Raw genomic sequence first — 16,475 nt, 5'->3', positions numbered from 1 at the left:
AATTGGCTGAAGCCCGACCGGGCCGGATCGACGATCACTGAATCCGGTCGAGCGCCTTGTAGTAGAGGCCGACCATCGGCAGGAACCAGGGCTTGCCGGAATAGCCGGGAATGGAAGGCCACTCGAGCCCCTTCATCGGATTGCGGTCTTCGCGGCCGAGCATGGCATCGGCCAGGATCATGCCGAGATGGGTGGAAAGCTGCGCGCCGTGGCCCGAATAGCCCATCGCGTACCAGACACCGTCATGGTAGCCGGCCCGCGGAAAACGGTCCTTGGTCATGTCGACCAGCCCGCCCCAGCAATAGTCGATCTCGACCTTGGCCAGTTGCGGGAAGATCGCCGCAAGGCCTGCCTGCAATATCTGTCCGCTCCTGGCGTCAGAGCGCTGGTCCGATGTCGCCGAGAAGCGTGCGCGACCGCCGAAGATCAGGCGCCTGTCCGGAGAAAGCCGGAAGTAGTTGCCTATGTTCATCGATGTCACGCATGTCCGGTTGCCGGGCATGGTCGCAGCGATCTCGGCGTCGCTCAACGGCCTTGTAGCGATGATGAAGCTGCCGACGGAGATGATCCTGCGGCGGAAATAGTCGAAATTTGGCGTCGTGTAAGCGCCGGTCGCCACCAGCACATTGTCGGCGCTGAACCGCCCGCGGGAGGTTGTCAGCTCATGCCTGTTGCCGGCCTGCTTGCGGTCGGTCACCGCCGCGTTCTCGTGGATCACCGCACCGTGGCGGGCGGCGGCCGTGGCCAAGCCTGCCACATAGCGGCCCATATGCATCATGGCGCTCTTCTTCGACAGCATCGCGCCGTGGAAGGGCGAGCCAATCTCGGACTTGAGATCTGCCGCCGACAGCAGCTCCGTATCCGGATCGACTTCGGCATGGAGGGCTTCGAAGTTGCGGGCGATCGCTTCGAAATGCTGCGGCTTGGAGGCGAGCTTCAGCTTGCCGGCGCGGCGGAAATTGCAGTCGATGCCCTCTTCGGCGACCAGCGCCTCAATGGTATCGACAGAGTCGTCGAGCGCCCGGTAGAGCGCGATTGCGCGTTCCTTGCCGAGCTCTGCCTTGGCCGAGAGATAGCTGTGGGCGAGGCCGTTGTTCAGGTGCCCGCCATTGCGACCAGATGCGCCCCAGCCCACCCGCTCCGCCTCCAGCACGGCCACCTTGGCGCCGGCCTTCGACAGTTGGCGCGCCGCGGCGAGACCGGTGAAGCCGCCGCCGATGATGGCGGCATCGTAGTGCCCCTCGACCGGGCCCTGCGCCCCGCCGGAAAAGACAGGGGCTGTGTCGTGCCAGTAGGAGACGAACTTCATCGGCAACCCGCCTGTTTCAGAGACCGACCACGCCTGGAAGACCGGAAATGTCTGATATCTCGACATAGCCATAGTACGGGTTGGCTGGCTCGTGGCCCCGGTTGACCCAGACCTTGTTCTTGATGCCAAGATCGTGCGCCGACATCAGGTCGTAGCGGAACGAAGACGAGCAGTGAAGGATGTCCTCCGTGCCGCAGCCCAGCATGTCGAGCATGTATTCGAAGGCTTGGAAGCGAGGCTTGTAGGCCTGCGCCTGCTCGGCCGTGTAGACGGCATGGAACGGCGCGCCTAGCTTTTCGACATTGGACATGATCTGCGCGTTCATGGCGTTGGACAGGATGACCAGCGGAATCTCCTTGGCCACCTTCGCCAGGCCGGCCGGGACGTCCGCGTGCGGTCCCCAGGTCGGGACACGCTCATAGACCATCCTGGCGTCGTCGGCGCTGAAGGCGACGCCATTGCGCTTGCAGGAGCGCTCGAGCGCGTTGTGAACGACGTCGGCATAGGGCTGCCAGTCGCCCATGATCTCGTCGAGCCGATACGCCGCGAAGTTCTTGATGAACTCCTGCATGCGCGGTTCGTCGAGCCGGCTGCCGTAGAGGTCTCGCGCCGCTTCCGCCATCTGGAAATGGGTTAACGTGCCGTAGCAGTCGAAGGTGATGTATTTGGGCCTGAAGGAAGCCATGTCCGTCGATCTCCGGTGGAAGCACATCCGCGCTGGGATGTATTTCATCATAGGACGGCTGGTGGCGGCCCACCTGACCGAAATCGCCCTCCCGAAAGCAGAAAGTTCCGTATCCACCATCCGGTTTGGCACGCTGTAGCATCTGCCGTGCCGAAGCGGCGCCGCGCGAGATGTGAAGCGTGTCCGCCGTGGAGGGTGCCAGCACAAGATGCGGCGCACGCCTCGCGCTACGGCGAAAGATACTGTCGAAGCCGAAGCCTTCAGATGATCTGCGGCGCGCTGATGGCCGAGACTTGGCATCAGACGATAGGGACACCTCATGTCGCAGGGCGAGATCGAAATCCAGGACTTCGGGCCGGACCATATCGAGGGAGCGGTGGCGCTTTCTCGCCAGGAGAAGTGGCCGCATCGCCCCCAGGACTGGCAGATGGCGCTGCAGCTCTCAAGCGGCGCGGTCGCGCTCGACGACGAGGGCCGTGTCACCGGAACCATCCTGGTAACGCCCTACGGCGCGGATTGCGCCATGATCAACATGGTGATCGTCGACAGGAACGTGCGTGGCAAGGGGCTCGGGCGCCGGCTTATGGATCAGGCTCTCGCCCTCGCCGGCGACCGTCCGCTGCGGCTCGTCGCGACGACTGACGGCATGCCTCTTTATCAGAAACTGGGCTTTGTGCCCTCCGGCACGATCCTGCAGCATCAGGGCACGGTTGCACAGCTCGTCGCGCCCGACGGCGTGGAAGCCGCACGCATCGACGATCTGTCAGACATCAAAGCGCTGGACCGCGACGCCTATGGCGCCGACCGCGAAGCCCTGATCGATGCGCTGGCCGAGCACGGCCAACTCGCGGTTATCCGCCGCAACGGCGCCATCGACGCCTATGCCGCGATCCGCCCGTTTGGACGCGGCGAGGTGATTGGTCCGGTCATCGCGGGAAGTGCCGCGGACGCCAGGGCCCTGATCAGCTTCTTCGCCGCGCCGCGCCCCGGCGCCTTTCTGCGTGTGGATACCGACAGCCGGACCGGCATTGCCGGCTGGCTCGAAGACATCGGCCTCGCCCATGCCGGCGGTGGCGTCGCCATGGACCGTCCGCCCAAGACGGGCGCGGAACAGGCCAGGCCAAAAGTTTACGCCCTCGCCAATCAGGCGCTCGGCTAGCGCGGAGGAAAACAATGCTCGCCAATTCCCTGATCGAACTCGACCGCGCCCATCTCATCCATCCGGTCTCCTCATACCGTGGCCATGAGGCCCTCGGCGTGCGCGTGCTGAAATCGGCGAAGGGGGCGACCGTGACCGATGCATCCGGCCGGCAACTTGTCGACGGTTTCGCCGGACTGTGGTGCGTCAATGCTGGCTACGGCCACGACAGCATCGTCGAGGCGGCGGCAAGGCAGATGCGCGAGCTTCCCTACGCCACCGCCTATTTCGATCTCGGTTCGGAGCCCGCTATCCGGCTCGCCTCAGAACTGGCCGAGCGCGCGCCGGGCGACCTCAATCACGTCTTTTTCACGCTTGGCGGGTCGGACGCGGTCGACAGCACGATCCGTTTCGTTCGCTACTATTGGAATGCCAGGGGCGAGCCGAAACGCGACCAGTTTATTTCCATCGAGCAAGGCTATCACGGATCGTCGGTGGTCGGCGCGGGCCTGACCGCCCTGCCCGCCTTTCACGCCGGTTTCGGCATTCCCTTCGAATGGCAACACAAGATCCCCTCGCCCTACCCCTATCGCAACCCGGTAGGCGAGGACGCGAACGCGATCATCGCCGCATCGCTCGCCGCGCTGAAGGCCAAGATCGAGGAGCTCGGACCGGAGCGGGTCGCTGCCTTCTATGCCGAGCCGATCCAGGGGTCGGGTGGTGTGATCGTCCCGCCGAAGGGCTGGATTAAGGCGATGCGCGAACTCTGCCGGGAGTACGGCATCCTGTTCATCGCCGACGAGGTGATCACCGGCTTCGGCCGCACGGGCCCTCTATTCGCCTGCACGGACGAGGACATCGTTCCCGACTTGATGACGACCGCGAAGGGGCTGACCTCGGGCTATGTTCCAATGGGCGCCGTATTCATGGCCGATCATGTCTACAACGTCATCGCCGATGGAGCGGGCGCTTCTGCGGTCGGCCACGGCTATACCTATTCCGCCCATCCCGTCAGCGCCGCCGTCGCGCTCGAGGTGTTGAAGCTCTACGAAGACGGCCTGCTGGAGAACGGCATCAAGGCCGGCGCTCGCCTGATGGCGGGGCTGGAGGGCCTGAGAGACCACCCGCTGGTGGGCAACGTGCGTGGTCGCGGCATGCTTGCCGCGATCGAACTGGTGGTCGACAAGAGGAGGAAGACACCGCTTCCCGCATCGGCCATGCCGGCGCGGCGCGTCTTCGACAGGGCGTGGGACAACGGTCTCATCATCCGTGCCTTTGCGAATGGGGTTATCGGCTACGCTCCCCCGCTCTGCTGCACCGACGACGACATCGATGCTATCATTGAGCGCACGCGCCGGACGCTCGACCAAACATTGGACGATGCTGATGTCCGCCAGGCCCTGGCATGACGGGCGACGAATACCGCGTGTTTCGAAATAGCGCCGGGGCAGACGATTTCGCAATTTTGTGCCGCCCCCTCACGCCTTTTCGGCGAATCCAGCGCGGGGGAAGTGCCAGACTGTCCTTAAGACAAGGCCAGAAGGCCCGAATTTCCGAGCTTTTGAAAAGGCCGACGCCCCGGACAGCACGGAATTTTGTTCTGTTCAACATCATGCAATTCGGCCACGAGCAGAGGAGAGCCAGTCTTGGCCAGGGGCTTTAGCGAATTCAAATACATGACCTTCGACGTCGTCGGCACGCTGATCGACTTCGAAGGCGGCATTACCACCTGCCTGGCCGGGATTGCCGGTGACGCTGGCGTTTCCATCGATGGTGAAGCCGCGCTGGCCCTGTACCGGCAGGCCCGCTACATGCCCGATGCAGGGCTGTTCCCTGACGATCTCGTGCGTGTCTACATGGTCATCGCGCCGCGCCTCGGCCTGCCGGCCGAGGAGAAATACGGCGTCCGCCTGCGGGACTCCGCCAGCACCTGGCAGGGCTTTCCCGACAGCGCGGCGGCATTGGCCGAGCTTGCGAAGTCACACAAGCTGATTGCCATGACCAATGCCCGGCGCTGGGCGCTCAATCATTTCGAGAAGCAGTTGGGATCGCCCTTCTTCGCCACCTTTACCGCCGACGATACCAGAACGGAGAAACCGGATCCGGCGTTCTTCCAGAAGGTCTTTGATTTCGTCGCCTCCCGGGGTGACCGCAAGGACGACATCCTGCACGTCGCGCAAAGCCAGTATCACGACATCGGCATATCCCGGACACTTGGCCTGACCAACTGCTGGATCGAACGCCGGCACGCCCAGAAGGGCTATGGCGGCACGATCGAGCCGGAGCGCTTCACCGCCCCGGACTACCACTTCACCTCAATGGCCGCATTGGCGTCGGCCGTGCGGGAAAGCCTGAAGGAACGAACCTGAGCCCAAGCCCGGAAAGCCGCAACAAGACGAGCATCCCGACCAAACAAACAGAAAGGGGAATAACATGACCGACAAGATCACGAACTGGACCAGCGCAGACGATGCCATGGTCGAAAACGCCATTCGGCGGGGCGCGAACCGCCGCGAACTTCTCAAGATGCTGTTGGCCGGCGGCGCCGCGGTTGCCGCGGGCAGCCTGGTGCTCGGCCGCGCCACCAATGCCGTCGCCGCTGAGCCGGTTTCCGGCGGAAACTTCAAAGCCGCCGGCTGGTCGTCATCGACCGCCGACACGCTTGATCCTGCAAAGGCGTCGCTCTCCACCGACTATGTCCGCTGCTGCTCGCTCTACAACCGCCTGACTTTCCTCGACAAGGATGGCGTCACGCAGATGGAGCTGGCCGAGAGCTTCGACAGCAAGGACGCCAAGACCTGGACGGTGAAGCTGCGCAAGGGCGTCACCTTCCACGACGGCAAGGACCTTACCGCCGACGACGTCGTCTACTCACTGAAGCGCCATCTCGACAAAGCGGTCGGCTCCAAGGTCGCCAAGATCGCCGCGCAGATGACCGGCTTCAAGGCGGTAGACAAGTCGACCGTCGAAATCACGCTCGCCGACCCGAATGCCGACCTCCCGACCATCCTGGCGCTGCATCACTTCATGATCGTCCAGGACGGCACCACCGACTTCTCCAAGGGCAATGGCACCGGAGCCTTCGTGCTCGAGGCTTTCGAACCGGGCGTGCGGTCGGTGGTCACCAAGAACAAGAACTACTGGAAGTCGGGCAAGCCCTATCTCGACTCTTTCGAATTCATCGCTATCAGCGACGACAGTGCCCGCGTCAACGCCCTGCTTTCCGGCGACATCAATTTTGCGGCTTCGATCAATCCGCGCGCGATGAAGCTCATCGGCGGCCAGCAGGGCTTCGAGTTGTCGAAGACGACCTCGGGTAACTATACCGACCTCAACATCCGGCTCGACATGGATCCGGGCAGCAAGGCCGATTTCGTGGCCGGCATGAAGTATCTCGTCAACCGCGAGCAGATCGTCAAATCGGCATTGCGCGGCCTTGGCGAAATCGGCAACGACCAGCCTGTCTCGCCGGCAAACATCTTCCACAATCCCGACATCAAGCCGAAGGCTTTCGACCCGGACAAGGCGAAGTTCCACTTCCAGAAGTCAGGCCTGCTCGGCCAGTCCATCCCGGTGATCGCTTCCGACGCCGCGACCTCGTCGATCGACATGGCGGTGATCATCCAGGCCGCCGGCGCGGATATCGGCATGAAACTCGACGTCCAGCGCGTCCCGGCCGACGGCTATTGGGACAATTACTGGCTCAAGGCGCCGATCCATTTCGGCAACATCAATCCGCGCCCGACGCCGGACATCCTGTTCTCGCTCCTCTACGCTTCCAACGCGCCGTGGAACGAAAGCCAGTACAAGTCCGAGAAGTTCGACAAGATGCTCATCGAGGCGCGCGGCTCGCTCGACCAGGCCAAGCGCAAGGAGATCTACGGCCAGATGCAGGCTATGGTCTCCGAGGAGGCCGGCACCATCATCCCGGCCTACATTTCCAACGTGGATGCCCTCTCCAGTAAGGTGAAGGGTTTGGAGGCGAACCCGCTCGGTGGCATGATGGGCTACGCAATGGCGGAATATCTCTGGCTTGAAGCCTGAGAGACGCCTGCCGGGGGCCGGTCAGCCAGCCCCCGGCAGTTCACTGCGCAAGATTGCTTGGCCGAACAACCGCAGGGAGCGCTTCCATGACATCTGGGGTTCTCAACCTCGTGCTGAAGCGGCTGGGGATCGCGGCCGTCACACTTTTGATCGTGCTGTTCGCCGTGTTCTTCGCCACCAGCATGCTACCCGGCGACACCGCGTCGATCCTACTCGGCCAGGCGGCGACTCCTGAAGCGGTCGCCGGCCTGCGTGAGGCTATGCATCTTAATGATCCGGCGATCCTGCGCTTCCTGCTCTGGCTTCTCGGCCTGCTCCATGGTGACCTCGGCACCTCCTATGCCAACGAGATGCCTGTTGCGGCGCTAATCGGCGGGCGCCTGGTCAACACCATGAAGCTCGCCGGCATCACCACGCTGCTCTCGGTGCCACTGGCGCTGACGCTCGGCATCACCGCCGCCATGTTGCGCGGCTCCGTCTACGACCGCACGGTCACCATCCTGTCGATCGGCGTCATCTCCGTGCCAGAATTCATGGTCGCGACCCTCGCGGTCCTGCTCTTTGCCGTTTATCTCAAATGGCTGCCGGCGCTGTCCTCGGTCAACGAGGCGCATTCGCTGACCGATCTCGTGCGCATCTATGCAATGCCGGTGATCACGCTCACCTTCGTCATCTCCGCCCAGATGATCCGCATGACCCGCGCCGCGGTGATCGAGACGCTCTCCACGCCTTATGTCGAGATGGCGCTTCTGAAAGGCGCCTCGCGCAGCCGCATGGTCCTGAGGCACGCGCTCCCTAATGCGCTTGGGCCGATCGTCAACGCGGTAGCGCTTTCGCTTTCCTATCTGGTCGGCGGCGTCATCATCGTCGAGACGATCTTCAACTATCCCGGCATCGCCAAGCTGATGGTCGATGCGGTCGCCACCCGCGACCTGCCGCTGATCCAGAGCTGCGCGATGATCTTCTGCCTCGGCTATCTCTTTCTCATCACCGCCGCCGACGTCGTCGCCATCATGTCCAACCCGAGGCTCAGATGACGACAGCGCGCGTGACAACCTCTCGGCGTTCCTTCCTGGGCCACAGCTACAGCCTCGTGGGCGTCGTGGCCGCGCTGGTCATCCTGGCTTGGACGCTCGTCGCGATCCTTGCGCCCTACGTGATTCCCCATTCGATCGGCGACATAGTCGACGACGACTATTTCGGCCCGATGCGCCAGGGACTGTGGCTCGGCTCGGACTATCTTGGGCGCGATATGCTCTCGCGAGTTCTGATGGGCGCCCGCTACACCGTCGGCATATCGCTCGCCGCCGTCTCCATCGCCTGTTTTTCGGGCGTCGTGCTGGGGATGATTGCGGCCGTCACCGGTGGCTGGCTCGACACCTGCCTCAGCCGCTTCCTGGACGCCATGAACTCCATCCCCAGCAAGCTGTTCGGCCTTGTGGTCGTCGCCGCGGTCGGCTCGTCGATCCCGGTGCTGATTCTGACGCTGGCCGTCATCTATATCCCCGGCGCCTACCGCTTTGCGCGCGCGCTCGCCGTCAACATCAACACCATGGACTTCATCACCGTCGCCCGTGTCCGCGGCGAGAGCACCCTCTACCTCATCGGGTCCGAAATCCTGCCCAACATCATCCGCCCGGTGCTGGCCGACTTCGGCCTGCGCTTCGTCTTCATCGTGCTTTTGCTCTCCGGCCTGTCCTTCCTGGGACTCGGTCTCCAGCCGCCGCTCGCCGATTGGGGTGCGCTGGTGCGCGAGAACATCGGCGGCCTGCCTTTCGCGGCCCCCGCCGTCATCGTGCCGTCGCTGGCAATCGCCAGCCTCACCATCAGCGTCAACCTGCTGATCGACAACCTGCCGCAAAAGATCAGGGACCGGGACGCATGAGCAATCTCGTCGAGGTCAGGAACCTGCGGATCGAAGCGAAGACCGACTCCGGACGGCTTGTCGAAATCATCAAGGGCGTCAGCCTCGACATCGCCGACGGTGAGATCGTCGCCCTGATCGGAGAAAGCGGCTCCGGCAAGACCACGGTGGCGCTCTCGCTGATGGGCTATGCGCGGCCCGGCTGCCGGATCACCAGCGGCGAGATCAATGTTGGCGGCAAGAACATGGCTGCCCTTTCCGAAAAGGAACGCGCCAGGCTTCGCGGCACCGACATTGCCTATGTCCCGCAAAGTGCCGCCGCCTCGTTCAACCCCTCCTCCACGATCATGGAGCAGGTCATCGAGGTCACGCGGATCCACAAACTGATGCCGCCCGAACAGGCGCGGCAGCGTGCGGTCGAGCTGTTCAGGGCCTTGTCTCTGCCCGACCCGGAAGGGATCGGTACCCGTTATCCGCACCAGGTTTCGGGCGGGCAGTTGCAGCGGCTGTCGGCGGCCATGGCGCTCATCAGCGATCCCAAGCTGGTCATCTTCGACGAGCCGACGACGGCACTCGACGTGACGACGCAGATCGACGTGCTGAAGGCATTCAAGTCGGTCATGCGGGCGGGCGGCGTGGCGGGTGTCTATGTTTCCCATGACCTCGCGGTCGTGGCCCAGATCGCCGACCGCATCGTGGTGCTGAAGGGCGGCGAAGTGCAGGAGACCGGCACTACCGCGGCAATCCTTTCGGCTGCCCAGCATCCCTATACGCGCGAACTGCTGGCCGCCTTCGAACCGAAGCCGCGGCAAGCACATGCGGACGTAGATGCCGGGACCAAGCAGTTGCTGCGTATCGACAATGTGACGGCCGGCTACGGCCCGGTTCGGGATGACGGACTGCCACTCATCCGCGCCGTCGATTCCGTCAGCCTGGTCGTCGAGAAGGGGCGCAATCTCGGCGTCATCGGCGAATCCGGCTGCGGAAAATCGACGCTGGCGCGCGTTATCGCAGGCATCCATCCTGCTGCGACCGGCGACATCGTCTTCGACGGCAAGGACCTGCAGCGCGCCGCCAGGAAACGCAGTCAGGACCAGCTGCGCGAGATGCAGATCGTGTTCCAATATGCCGATACTGCGCTCAATCCGGCCAAGCCGGTGGAGGACATCATCTCCCGTCCGCTGGCCTTCTATCACCGGCTCGACAGGCAGGCGCGCGCGAAGCGCGTGGACGAGCTGCTCGACATGGTGCGCTTGCCAAGGGGCCTGCGCTACCGTCACCCATCGGAGCTCTCTGGCGGCCAGAAGCAGCGCGTGAATTTCGCACGCGCGCTGGCGGCCAACCCCAAGCTGATCATCTGCGACGAAATCACCTCGGCCCTCGACACGGTGGTGGCGTCCGCCGTGATCGAGCTGCTCAAGGAGCTGCAGCGCGAGCTGGGACTTTCCTACATCTTCATCAGCCACGACCTCTCCGTCGTCGAGGCCATCTGCGACGAGATCATGGTCATGTACAACGGGCAGCGGGTGGAACAGATCACGCCCGACAAGGTGACGGCGCCCACCCACCCCTATTCCAAGCTTCTGTTCTCCTCGGTGCCGAAGCTTGACCCGACCTGGCTGGACGGCCTCGTCCGCGACCCCGAACTCGTCAGCCAGTACGGCCACCGCTGACTACATCGACAAAAGGGCCACCGTTTCAGGAAGCAGCCGCCTCACCTCGGAAACAGGCTGGGCAGCGGCATGTGCGCCTTGACGATGGGAGACTTCAGCACCACGAAGCTGAAATACTTGTCGATGCCGATATCCATGTCGGTCAGCCGTTCCATGATCGTCTGGTACTCGCCGATACCGGCGGTCACGAATTTCATCAAATAGTCGTAGCCGCCCGACACGAGGTGGCATTCGATGACCTGGTCGATCTTCTCGACGACGGCGAGAAAGCGGGCGAAGTCCACCTGGCGATGGTTCTTCAAGGTGATTTCGGTGAACACGGTCAGCGTCTGGCCGAGCTTGCCGATATTGACCTGTGCGGAATAGCCCTCGATGTAGCCTTCCGACTGGAGTTTCTTCACCCGCATCAGGCACGGGCTTGGCGACAGATGCACCAGATCGGCCAGTTCCACATTGGTGATGCGGCCGTTCTTCTGCAACTCGTAGAGGATCTTGATATCGATCCGATCCAGTTTCACGGCCGTCTCCGCAGAACGCGCTCGCCACAGCACAAAATGCTGCCTTGCTAGTAGCCATTGACACTACCACAGCCCGCCGGCCTGTCCATCCAAGCGATACCGCTTTGAAACGCAGCGACTCCCGATTTCAACCGGGCTGCCGGAATAAAATTCTGCTTGGGCCTCAACTGCGGCAGCGGCTGCCTGCGCAACGCGCTAGGATTGGCGCTTCAAACGTAGAGGGACCATGCGCGCGCCGCTGCAGCAAATCGAGACATCCGGCGAACTGCCCCAGTCCGCGGACGCGGTGGTGATCGGCGGCGGCATTGTCGGTGCCTTCGCGGCCTACTATCTGGCCAGGCGCGGCATGCAGGTCGTGCTTGTCGAAAAGGGACGCATCGGCGCCGAGCAGTCCTCCAGGAACTGGGGCTGGTGCCGCCAGCAGAATCGTGACGCCCGCGAGTTGCCGATGGCAACCCGAAGCCTTGATCTGTGGGACAGCTTCGCGACGGAAACCGGCGAAGACACCGGCTTTCGCCGCTGCGGCCTGCTCTATCTCAGCGACGACGAGGCGGAACTGGCCGGCTGGGCGCGCTGGCGTGATTTCGCCAAAACGGCCGGCGTTACCACGCATATGCTCGACAGCGCCGCGGCCAGCGAGCGGGGCCGCGCCACGGGCCGGACCTGGAAGGGCGGCGTCTTCTCGCCGACCGACGGCACCGCCGACCCGTCGCGCGCCGCGCCCTCGGTCGCCCGTGCCATTCTCAAGCTTGGGGGCTCCGTGCACCAGAGCTGCGCCGCGCGCGGTATCGAGATCGAGGGCGGCCGCCTGAGCGGCGTGGTCACCGAAAGCGGAACGATCCGGACGAAGCTGGCCGTCCTAGCCGGCGGCGCCTGGGCCTCCTCTTTTTGCCGGCAGTTCGACTTCCGCTTTCCGCAGGCGTCGATCCGTTCCTCCATCCTGTCCGTCTCGCCGGGTGCCGAAGGTCTGCCGGATGCGCTGCACACGGCAAGGATCTCGGCCACGCGTCGCGGCGACGGCGGCTACACGCTCGCCATAAGCGGACGCGGCCGGGTGGACGTGACGCCGCAGCAGTTGCGCTTCTCGTCGCAGTTCCTGCCCATGTTCCTGAAGCGCTGGCGCAGCCTCGCACCCGGCGGTCTGCAGGGCATGCGCTCGGGCCACGAAACACTCGGTTGCTGGCGGCTCGACCAGCCGACGCCGATGGAACGGATGCGCATCCTCGATCCGACCCCGGATCAGGCGACCATCCGCCTGACGCACACCCGGGCGCTCGAGCTGCTGCCGGCACTGCGCCAAACAAAGATCAGCGCGGCCTGGGCCGGCTACATCGACAGCACGCCGGACGGCGTGCCCGCCATCGGCGAGATTCAAACGGTGCCGGGTTTCTTCCTGGCTGCCGGATTTTCGGGACACGGCTTCGGCATCGGCCCGGGCGCCGGTCACCTCGTCGCCGATCTGGTGACCGGGTCGGAACCGATCGTCGATCCGAATTCCTATGATCCCCAGCGCTTCGACGCTTCAGCCTGGGGGAAGGTCGCCGATTTCTAAGACGTGATCCATGTCTTCCTGGTGTGGACTCCGGAATTGCATCAGCCGTCCCGGAGGAAGGCACCGACAGGCGCCGGTCGGACAGGCGCCTGTCCGCGAAACCGGCCGACAGCGTCGGCCGTACAGCCGGCCTGCGCCGCCACGAGTTCGACCGCAGCCAACTGGCAGTAGCGCCCCTGGCATCGCCCCATGCCGACGCGCGATAGCGATTTCACCCTGTTGGCCTCGCCGCCGCCGAAATCCCCGCTCTGGCGTACGGCTCCGGCTGTCACATTCTCGCAGCGACAGACGACCGCCTCATCGGGAAGTGCCCGCGCCATCGCTGCCGGCCAGGGAAAGGCGTAAGCCAGGCCGCGAGCAAAGCGCTCGAGCCGTGCCAGCTTGCGCAAATCGACGCCGGTGGCGGACGCAGGAATTCCGAGATCGGCAAGGCATGCCGCAGCCGCGAGACGCCCAGCGATCTCCGCGCCATCCGCTCCCAGAAGACGAACCCCATCGCCGGCAAGATAGACTCCGTTGCCGGCTCGACCCATCGGGTCGGTCTTCGGCAGCCATTGCCGCCACTGCTCATCATAAATGAAGGCGCATCCGACCAGGTCGGCCAGATGCGTCTCCGCCCGCAGGTGCCAGCCCATGCCGATCATGTCGCAAGGGGTGCGGTGCTCCCGGCCGCCTGCGTCGCGCCAGCGCATCGCCGCGACACCTTGCTTGTCGGCCTCGATCCGTTCGAGCGTCACGCCCGCATGGTAGCGGCCGCCGAGTCTCGTCCGCAGGGCCAGACCGCGCAGCGTGACGAACGGCCGGGCGGCAAGCTGGCAGAACCCGCGCATCTGCTGATGCCAGGGAGACGTGTCGAGCACTGCTGCCACATCCGCTCCAGCCTTGACCAGTTGGGCGCCGACCAGCGTCAGCAGAGGCCCCGATCCCATAAGGACGATCCGCCGCCCAAGAGCGACGCCCTGCGCCTTGAGCGCGATCTGCGCCGCGCCAAGGCTATAGACGCCGGCATTCTGCCAGCCGGGAACCGGCGCCACGCGGTCGGATGCGCCGGTGGCAAGGATCAGGCGGTCATAGCCGATCATCTGCACGCGGCCTTCCCCCAGCAAGTGCAGCCGACCCTCCTGCGCTGCGATCACCGAACTCGCCGCGCAATGGGTGAGCCGCCCTTCCTTGGCCAGCCGATCGAAGAGCATATGCAGCGCGCGCGCCTTCGGCGCTTCTGGCCCGTAGAGCTGCTCTGCCGTGCGGGTAAAGCCGGCAGGGGGGCGGCGATAGATCTGCCCGCCCGCGCAATGCCCTTCGTCGATCACCACCGGGTGAAGTCCGGCCTCGACCAGCGCCGCAGCGGCCCTTATGCCGGCTGGACCGGCGCCCACGATCACGACCCGCTGCGATGAGGTCTCGCTCACGGCCAGCTCTCCGGCTGCGTTGTGTGTAAACGCATGCCCTGGGTGACAAATGCCGAGCACGCCCTTATCCGCGGTCCCTCGTCCTGCCACACCCAGCAATCCTGGCAGGCTCCCATCAGGCAGAACCCGGCCCGCGGCTCGGGTCCGAACTCGGACTTTCGCAGCGCGTACCCAGAAGCCAGCATGGCGGTCAGCACGGTGTCGCCCACCAGAGCACTGCATATCTGCCCGTCGAGAAAAAAATACACCTCGGCCCGGTCGCACTCGGCCAGCCGAACGATGCGGCCGGCGGTCATCATTCCGCCGCCTCTCGTACCGGGTTCGGGCGAGGCAGTTCGGGGAACCGCTCGCAGGCCGCATCGAACGCCGCCTGGACGCCCTCCGGCCCCGAACGTCCCTTCATGCGGCGGAAGATCTCCGTCTTGGCGAAGAACCGCCAATGGATCGGCAAGTCCCTCAGTATGGCGGTAAGCCGGTCATAGGCCGCTGGGGTCCACTGCGCTTCGTAACCGTCGCGCTCCGGACCGAAATGGAAATGGCCGGCGGCTGGCCCCTGGCGTGCGCGCAGCCTTTCCGTCGCTTGCTCGTCGACCTCGCCGTCGCGGATGACGACGCCATAGTCGCGCTCGGCAGCCGTTGGCGAGACATAGCCTCGCCGCACATCCTGCGCGACGCGCCAGGGCTCGCGCCCATGCGGATCGCCGCGCCCGCCGCCTCCGGCGGAACGGATATCGAGCACGTCGCCGGGCTGTAGCACCGCCGTGTCGATGTTGCCCAGTCGCCGCTCGTGCTCGGTTCCCGGATTGACGACCATGTCAGACAGGCCGGCCGCCTTGCCGCCCAGCACGCCCCAGGGACGAAAGAAGCTGCGGTCCCGGTTGCGCGCCGTGATCCTTGAGTCGGGGGCGAAGACACGGAAGGCCATCTCGGTCGCCAGCCCGCCGCGCCAGCGGCCCGCGCCGCCGCTGTCCCTGGCGAGCCCGTATTTCACGAATTCGACCGGAGTCTCGGTCTCGGTGATCTCGATCGGCGTGTTCTTGAGATAGGCCGCATCGGCGCCCGATCCGTTGGTTCCGTCGCGATGGGGCATGGCGCCGCCGCCGCCCACGACGGGATTGACCGCGGCGATGACGGTCCGGCTGGTCCGCTCGTCCGTGGTCATGACATTGACGATGCAGTTGTTGCCGGCGGGTGCCGCTGGCAGGCGCTCCGGCACCGCTTGCGAGAAGCCGCCGAAGATGACCGACCGCAGCCGGGCGCAGGTGAGCGAGCGCATGCCCACGGCGGCGGGGTATACCGGGTTCAGCACCGAACCCGTGGGTGCGATGCAGGTGAACGGTCGGGTGAGGCCCGTATTGAGCAGGATCTTCGGGTTGATCGTGTAGAGCACATAGTAGACGCCCACCAGCAGCATAGTGTGGCGCGGGTCGCGGCCTGAAGGCACGTTGAGCGAGGAGCCGAGCTGCGGATCGGAGCCGGTGAAGTCGAGCACCGCCTCGTCGCCCCTGATCGTCAGCGTCAGCTTCAGCCGGCAGGGATTGGCCTCGACCGAATCCTCGTCGGCATAGTCGGCGAATTCCCACGTCCCGTCGGGCATGGAGCGCAGCACGTCGCGCGCCTGCGCCTCGGCATGGTCGAGAAGAGCGGAAACGCCTTCGATGAAGCCGGCCTTGCCGAACTTCCTCACCATTGCCTGGATCTTGCGCTCGCCGGTGTTGAGCGCCCCGACCAGCGCCTTGATGTCGCCGATGTTGAGGTCGGGCTTGCGCACATTGGTGCTCATGATCCGCAGGATCGTCTCGTCGAAGACGCCCTCGTTCACAAGCTTCATCGGGGGAAAGCGGATACCTTCCTGATGGATTTCGGTCAGCGCCCGGCTGAGCGAAGCCGGAACAGCCCCGCCCATGTCGGTGTTGTGGATATGCCCTCCTGTCCAGGCGACGATATCGCCGTCGACGAAGACCGGCTTCCACAGATGCGTGTCGGGCGCGTGCGTGGCGACGTGGCCGGAATAGGGATCGTTGGTGAACGCGACGTCTCCCGGCCGGTAGTTGTCGACCATCGCGATAGCGCGGTGATACGAAAGCCCCGGATACCAGGTGGCGCCGAGGTCCATCGGCACGGCGAAGGTCGCGCCTGAACGGTCCATCAGCATCACCGTAAAGTCCTGCGTCTCCTTTACGAAGGCGGAGTGCGCGGTGCGGTGCAGCGTGTGGGCCATGTTCTCGGCGGCCGCGCGGGCATGGTTCGCCAGAACCTGCAGATTTGTCCGGTCAAACATGG

The 16,475-nt window shown here is 64.6% G+C and carries 15 protein-coding genes; 9 read left to right on the top strand and 6 right to left on the bottom strand.

Annotation, left to right across the window (positions count from 1 at the left end; translation table 11 throughout):
• Window positions 1-34: 34 nt before the first annotated feature.
• Together AC1DYW_RS06460 and AC1DYW_RS06455 are read right to left on the bottom strand one after the other, a co-directional pair.
• Entirely contained in the window at window positions 35-1,309 is a 1,275-nt protein-coding gene (locus tag AC1DYW_RS06460) for an NAD(P)/FAD-dependent oxidoreductase (RefSeq protein WP_477225470.1), read from the bottom strand.
• Between the two features lie 16 nt (window positions 1,310-1,325).
• Window positions 1,326-1,994: a haloacid dehalogenase type II gene (locus AC1DYW_RS06455; protein ID WP_477225469.1), complete on the bottom strand. Its 669-nt coding sequence runs from the start codon at window positions 1,992-1,994 to the stop codon at window positions 1,326-1,328.
• Between AC1DYW_RS06455 and AC1DYW_RS06450 the strand changes: the two genes are divergently transcribed.
• The 8 genes from AC1DYW_RS06450 (at window position 1,993) to AC1DYW_RS06415 (ending at window position 10,713) form a co-directional block, all read left to right on the top strand.
• Complete coding sequence (locus AC1DYW_RS06450; protein ID WP_167392327.1) at window positions 1,993-2,133, top strand: hypothetical protein; 141 nt, start codon at window positions 1,993-1,995, stop codon at window positions 2,131-2,133. The two genes, AC1DYW_RS06455 and AC1DYW_RS06450, sit on opposite strands and share 2 nt — an antisense overlap.
• Window positions 2,134-2,313: 180 nt before the next feature.
• Complete coding sequence (locus AC1DYW_RS06445) at window positions 2,314-3,153, top strand: GNAT family N-acetyltransferase (RefSeq protein ID WP_477225468.1); 840 nt, start codon at window positions 2,314-2,316, stop codon at window positions 3,151-3,153.
• Window positions 3,154-3,167: 14 nt separating this feature from the next.
• Window positions 3,168-4,541 (top strand): aminotransferase class III-fold pyridoxal phosphate-dependent enzyme, encoded by a 1,374-nt coding sequence (locus tag AC1DYW_RS06440; RefSeq protein WP_477225467.1) that lies wholly within the window; start codon window positions 3,168-3,170, stop codon window positions 4,539-4,541.
• A gap of 267 nt (window positions 4,542-4,808) precedes the next feature.
• Window positions 4,809-5,501, top strand: coding sequence for an HAD-IA family hydrolase (locus AC1DYW_RS06435; RefSeq protein WP_477225466.1), 693 nt, complete (start codon window positions 4,809-4,811; stop codon window positions 5,499-5,501).
• A 64-nt stretch (window positions 5,502-5,565) separates the two neighbouring features.
• Window positions 5,566-7,176 carry an ABC transporter substrate-binding protein gene (locus AC1DYW_RS06430; RefSeq protein ID WP_477225465.1) on the top strand — a complete coding sequence of 537 codons (1,611 nt, stop codon included), beginning with the start codon at window positions 5,566-5,568 and terminating at the stop codon, window positions 7,174-7,176.
• 86 nt (window positions 7,177-7,262) lie between these two features.
• Window positions 7,263-8,213 (top strand): ABC transporter permease, encoded by a 951-nt coding sequence (locus tag AC1DYW_RS06425; protein WP_095091041.1) that lies wholly within the window; start codon window positions 7,263-7,265, stop codon window positions 8,211-8,213.
• Window positions 8,210-9,061 carry an ABC transporter permease gene (locus AC1DYW_RS06420; RefSeq protein ID WP_477225464.1) on the top strand — a complete coding sequence of 284 codons (852 nt, stop codon included), beginning with the start codon at window positions 8,210-8,212 and terminating at the stop codon, window positions 9,059-9,061. Before AC1DYW_RS06425 ends, AC1DYW_RS06420 begins: the two co-directional genes overlap by 4 nt.
• Window positions 9,058-10,713 (top strand): ABC transporter ATP-binding protein, encoded by a 1,656-nt coding sequence (locus AC1DYW_RS06415; protein WP_477225463.1) that lies wholly within the window; start codon window positions 9,058-9,060, stop codon window positions 10,711-10,713. The genes AC1DYW_RS06420 and AC1DYW_RS06415 overlap by 4 nt, the downstream gene beginning before the upstream one ends.
• Before the next feature lie 41 nt (window positions 10,714-10,754).
• On the opposite strand, the gene AC1DYW_RS06410 is transcribed toward AC1DYW_RS06415, so the two are convergent.
• Window positions 10,755-11,231 carry an Lrp/AsnC family transcriptional regulator gene (locus AC1DYW_RS06410; RefSeq protein ID WP_095091725.1) on the bottom strand — a complete coding sequence of 159 codons (477 nt, stop codon included), beginning with the start codon at window positions 11,229-11,231 and terminating at the stop codon, window positions 10,755-10,757.
• Window positions 11,232-11,457: 226 nt separating this feature from the next.
• On the opposite strand from AC1DYW_RS06410, the gene AC1DYW_RS06405 reads away from it, so the two are divergent.
• The gene (locus tag AC1DYW_RS06405; protein WP_477225462.1) at window positions 11,458-12,783 is read left to right on the top strand and encodes an NAD(P)/FAD-dependent oxidoreductase; all 1,326 of its coding nucleotides are present in this window, start codon (window positions 11,458-11,460) and stop codon (window positions 12,781-12,783) included.
• A 41-nt stretch (window positions 12,784-12,824) separates the two neighbouring features.
• Here AC1DYW_RS06405 and AC1DYW_RS06400 read toward each other — a convergent pair whose 3' ends face one another.
• From AC1DYW_RS06400 to AC1DYW_RS06390, 3 genes are read right to left on the bottom strand one after another with little or no spacing between them, the layout of a single operon-like run.
• Entirely contained in the window at window positions 12,825-14,192 is a 1,368-nt protein-coding gene (locus tag AC1DYW_RS06400) for an FAD/NAD(P)-dependent oxidoreductase (protein ID WP_477225461.1), read from the bottom strand.
• A complete protein-coding gene (locus AC1DYW_RS06395; RefSeq protein ID WP_477225460.1) occupies window positions 14,189-14,491 on the bottom strand; it encodes a (2Fe-2S)-binding protein in 303 nt (100 codons plus the stop codon). Before AC1DYW_RS06395 ends, AC1DYW_RS06400 begins: the two co-directional genes overlap by 4 nt.
• Complete coding sequence (locus AC1DYW_RS06390; RefSeq protein ID WP_477225459.1) at window positions 14,488-16,473, bottom strand: hydantoinase B/oxoprolinase family protein; 1,986 nt, start codon at window positions 16,471-16,473, stop codon at window positions 14,488-14,490. Before AC1DYW_RS06390 ends, AC1DYW_RS06395 begins: the two co-directional genes overlap by 4 nt.
• Between the last annotated feature and the right edge of the window lie 2 nt (window positions 16,474-16,475).

Source organism: Mesorhizobium sp. P2_D5 (genome assembly GCF_056404355.1).
This window is presented reverse-complemented; position numbering and strand designations above follow the sequence as displayed.

Excerpts from the sequence above, each read along its gene's own strand:
- AC1DYW_RS06460 (WP_477225470.1), bottom strand. The coding sequence starts at position 1,309 with ATGAAGTTCGTCTCCTACTGGCACGACACAGCCCCTGTCTTTTCCGGC.
- AC1DYW_RS06450 (WP_167392327.1), top strand. The coding sequence starts at position 1,993 with ATGTCCGTCGATCTCCGGTGGAAGCACATCCGCGCTGGGATGTATTTC.
- AC1DYW_RS06455 (WP_477225469.1), bottom strand. The coding sequence starts at position 1,994 with ATGGCTTCCTTCAGGCCCAAATACATCACCTTCGACTGCTACGGCACG.
- AC1DYW_RS06445 (WP_477225468.1), top strand. The coding sequence starts at position 2,314 with ATGTCGCAGGGCGAGATCGAAATCCAGGACTTCGGGCCGGACCATATC.
- AC1DYW_RS06440 (WP_477225467.1), top strand. The coding sequence starts at position 3,168 with ATGCTCGCCAATTCCCTGATCGAACTCGACCGCGCCCATCTCATCCAT.
- AC1DYW_RS06435 (WP_477225466.1), top strand. The coding sequence starts at position 4,809 with ATGACCTTCGACGTCGTCGGCACGCTGATCGACTTCGAAGGCGGCATT.
- AC1DYW_RS06430 (WP_477225465.1), top strand. The coding sequence starts at position 5,566 with ATGACCGACAAGATCACGAACTGGACCAGCGCAGACGATGCCATGGTC.
- AC1DYW_RS06425 (WP_095091041.1), top strand. The coding sequence starts at position 7,263 with ATGACATCTGGGGTTCTCAACCTCGTGCTGAAGCGGCTGGGGATCGCG.
- AC1DYW_RS06420 (WP_477225464.1), top strand. The coding sequence starts at position 8,210 with ATGACGACAGCGCGCGTGACAACCTCTCGGCGTTCCTTCCTGGGCCAC.
- AC1DYW_RS06415 (WP_477225463.1), top strand. The coding sequence starts at position 9,058 with ATGAGCAATCTCGTCGAGGTCAGGAACCTGCGGATCGAAGCGAAGACC.
- AC1DYW_RS06405 (WP_477225462.1), top strand. The coding sequence starts at position 11,458 with ATGCGCGCGCCGCTGCAGCAAATCGAGACATCCGGCGAACTGCCCCAG.
- AC1DYW_RS06395 (WP_477225460.1), bottom strand. The coding sequence starts at position 14,491 with ATGATGACCGCCGGCCGCATCGTTCGGCTGGCCGAGTGCGACCGGGCC.
- AC1DYW_RS06390 (WP_477225459.1), bottom strand. The coding sequence starts at position 16,473 with ATGTTTGACCGGACAAATCTGCAGGTTCTGGCGAACCATGCCCGCGCG.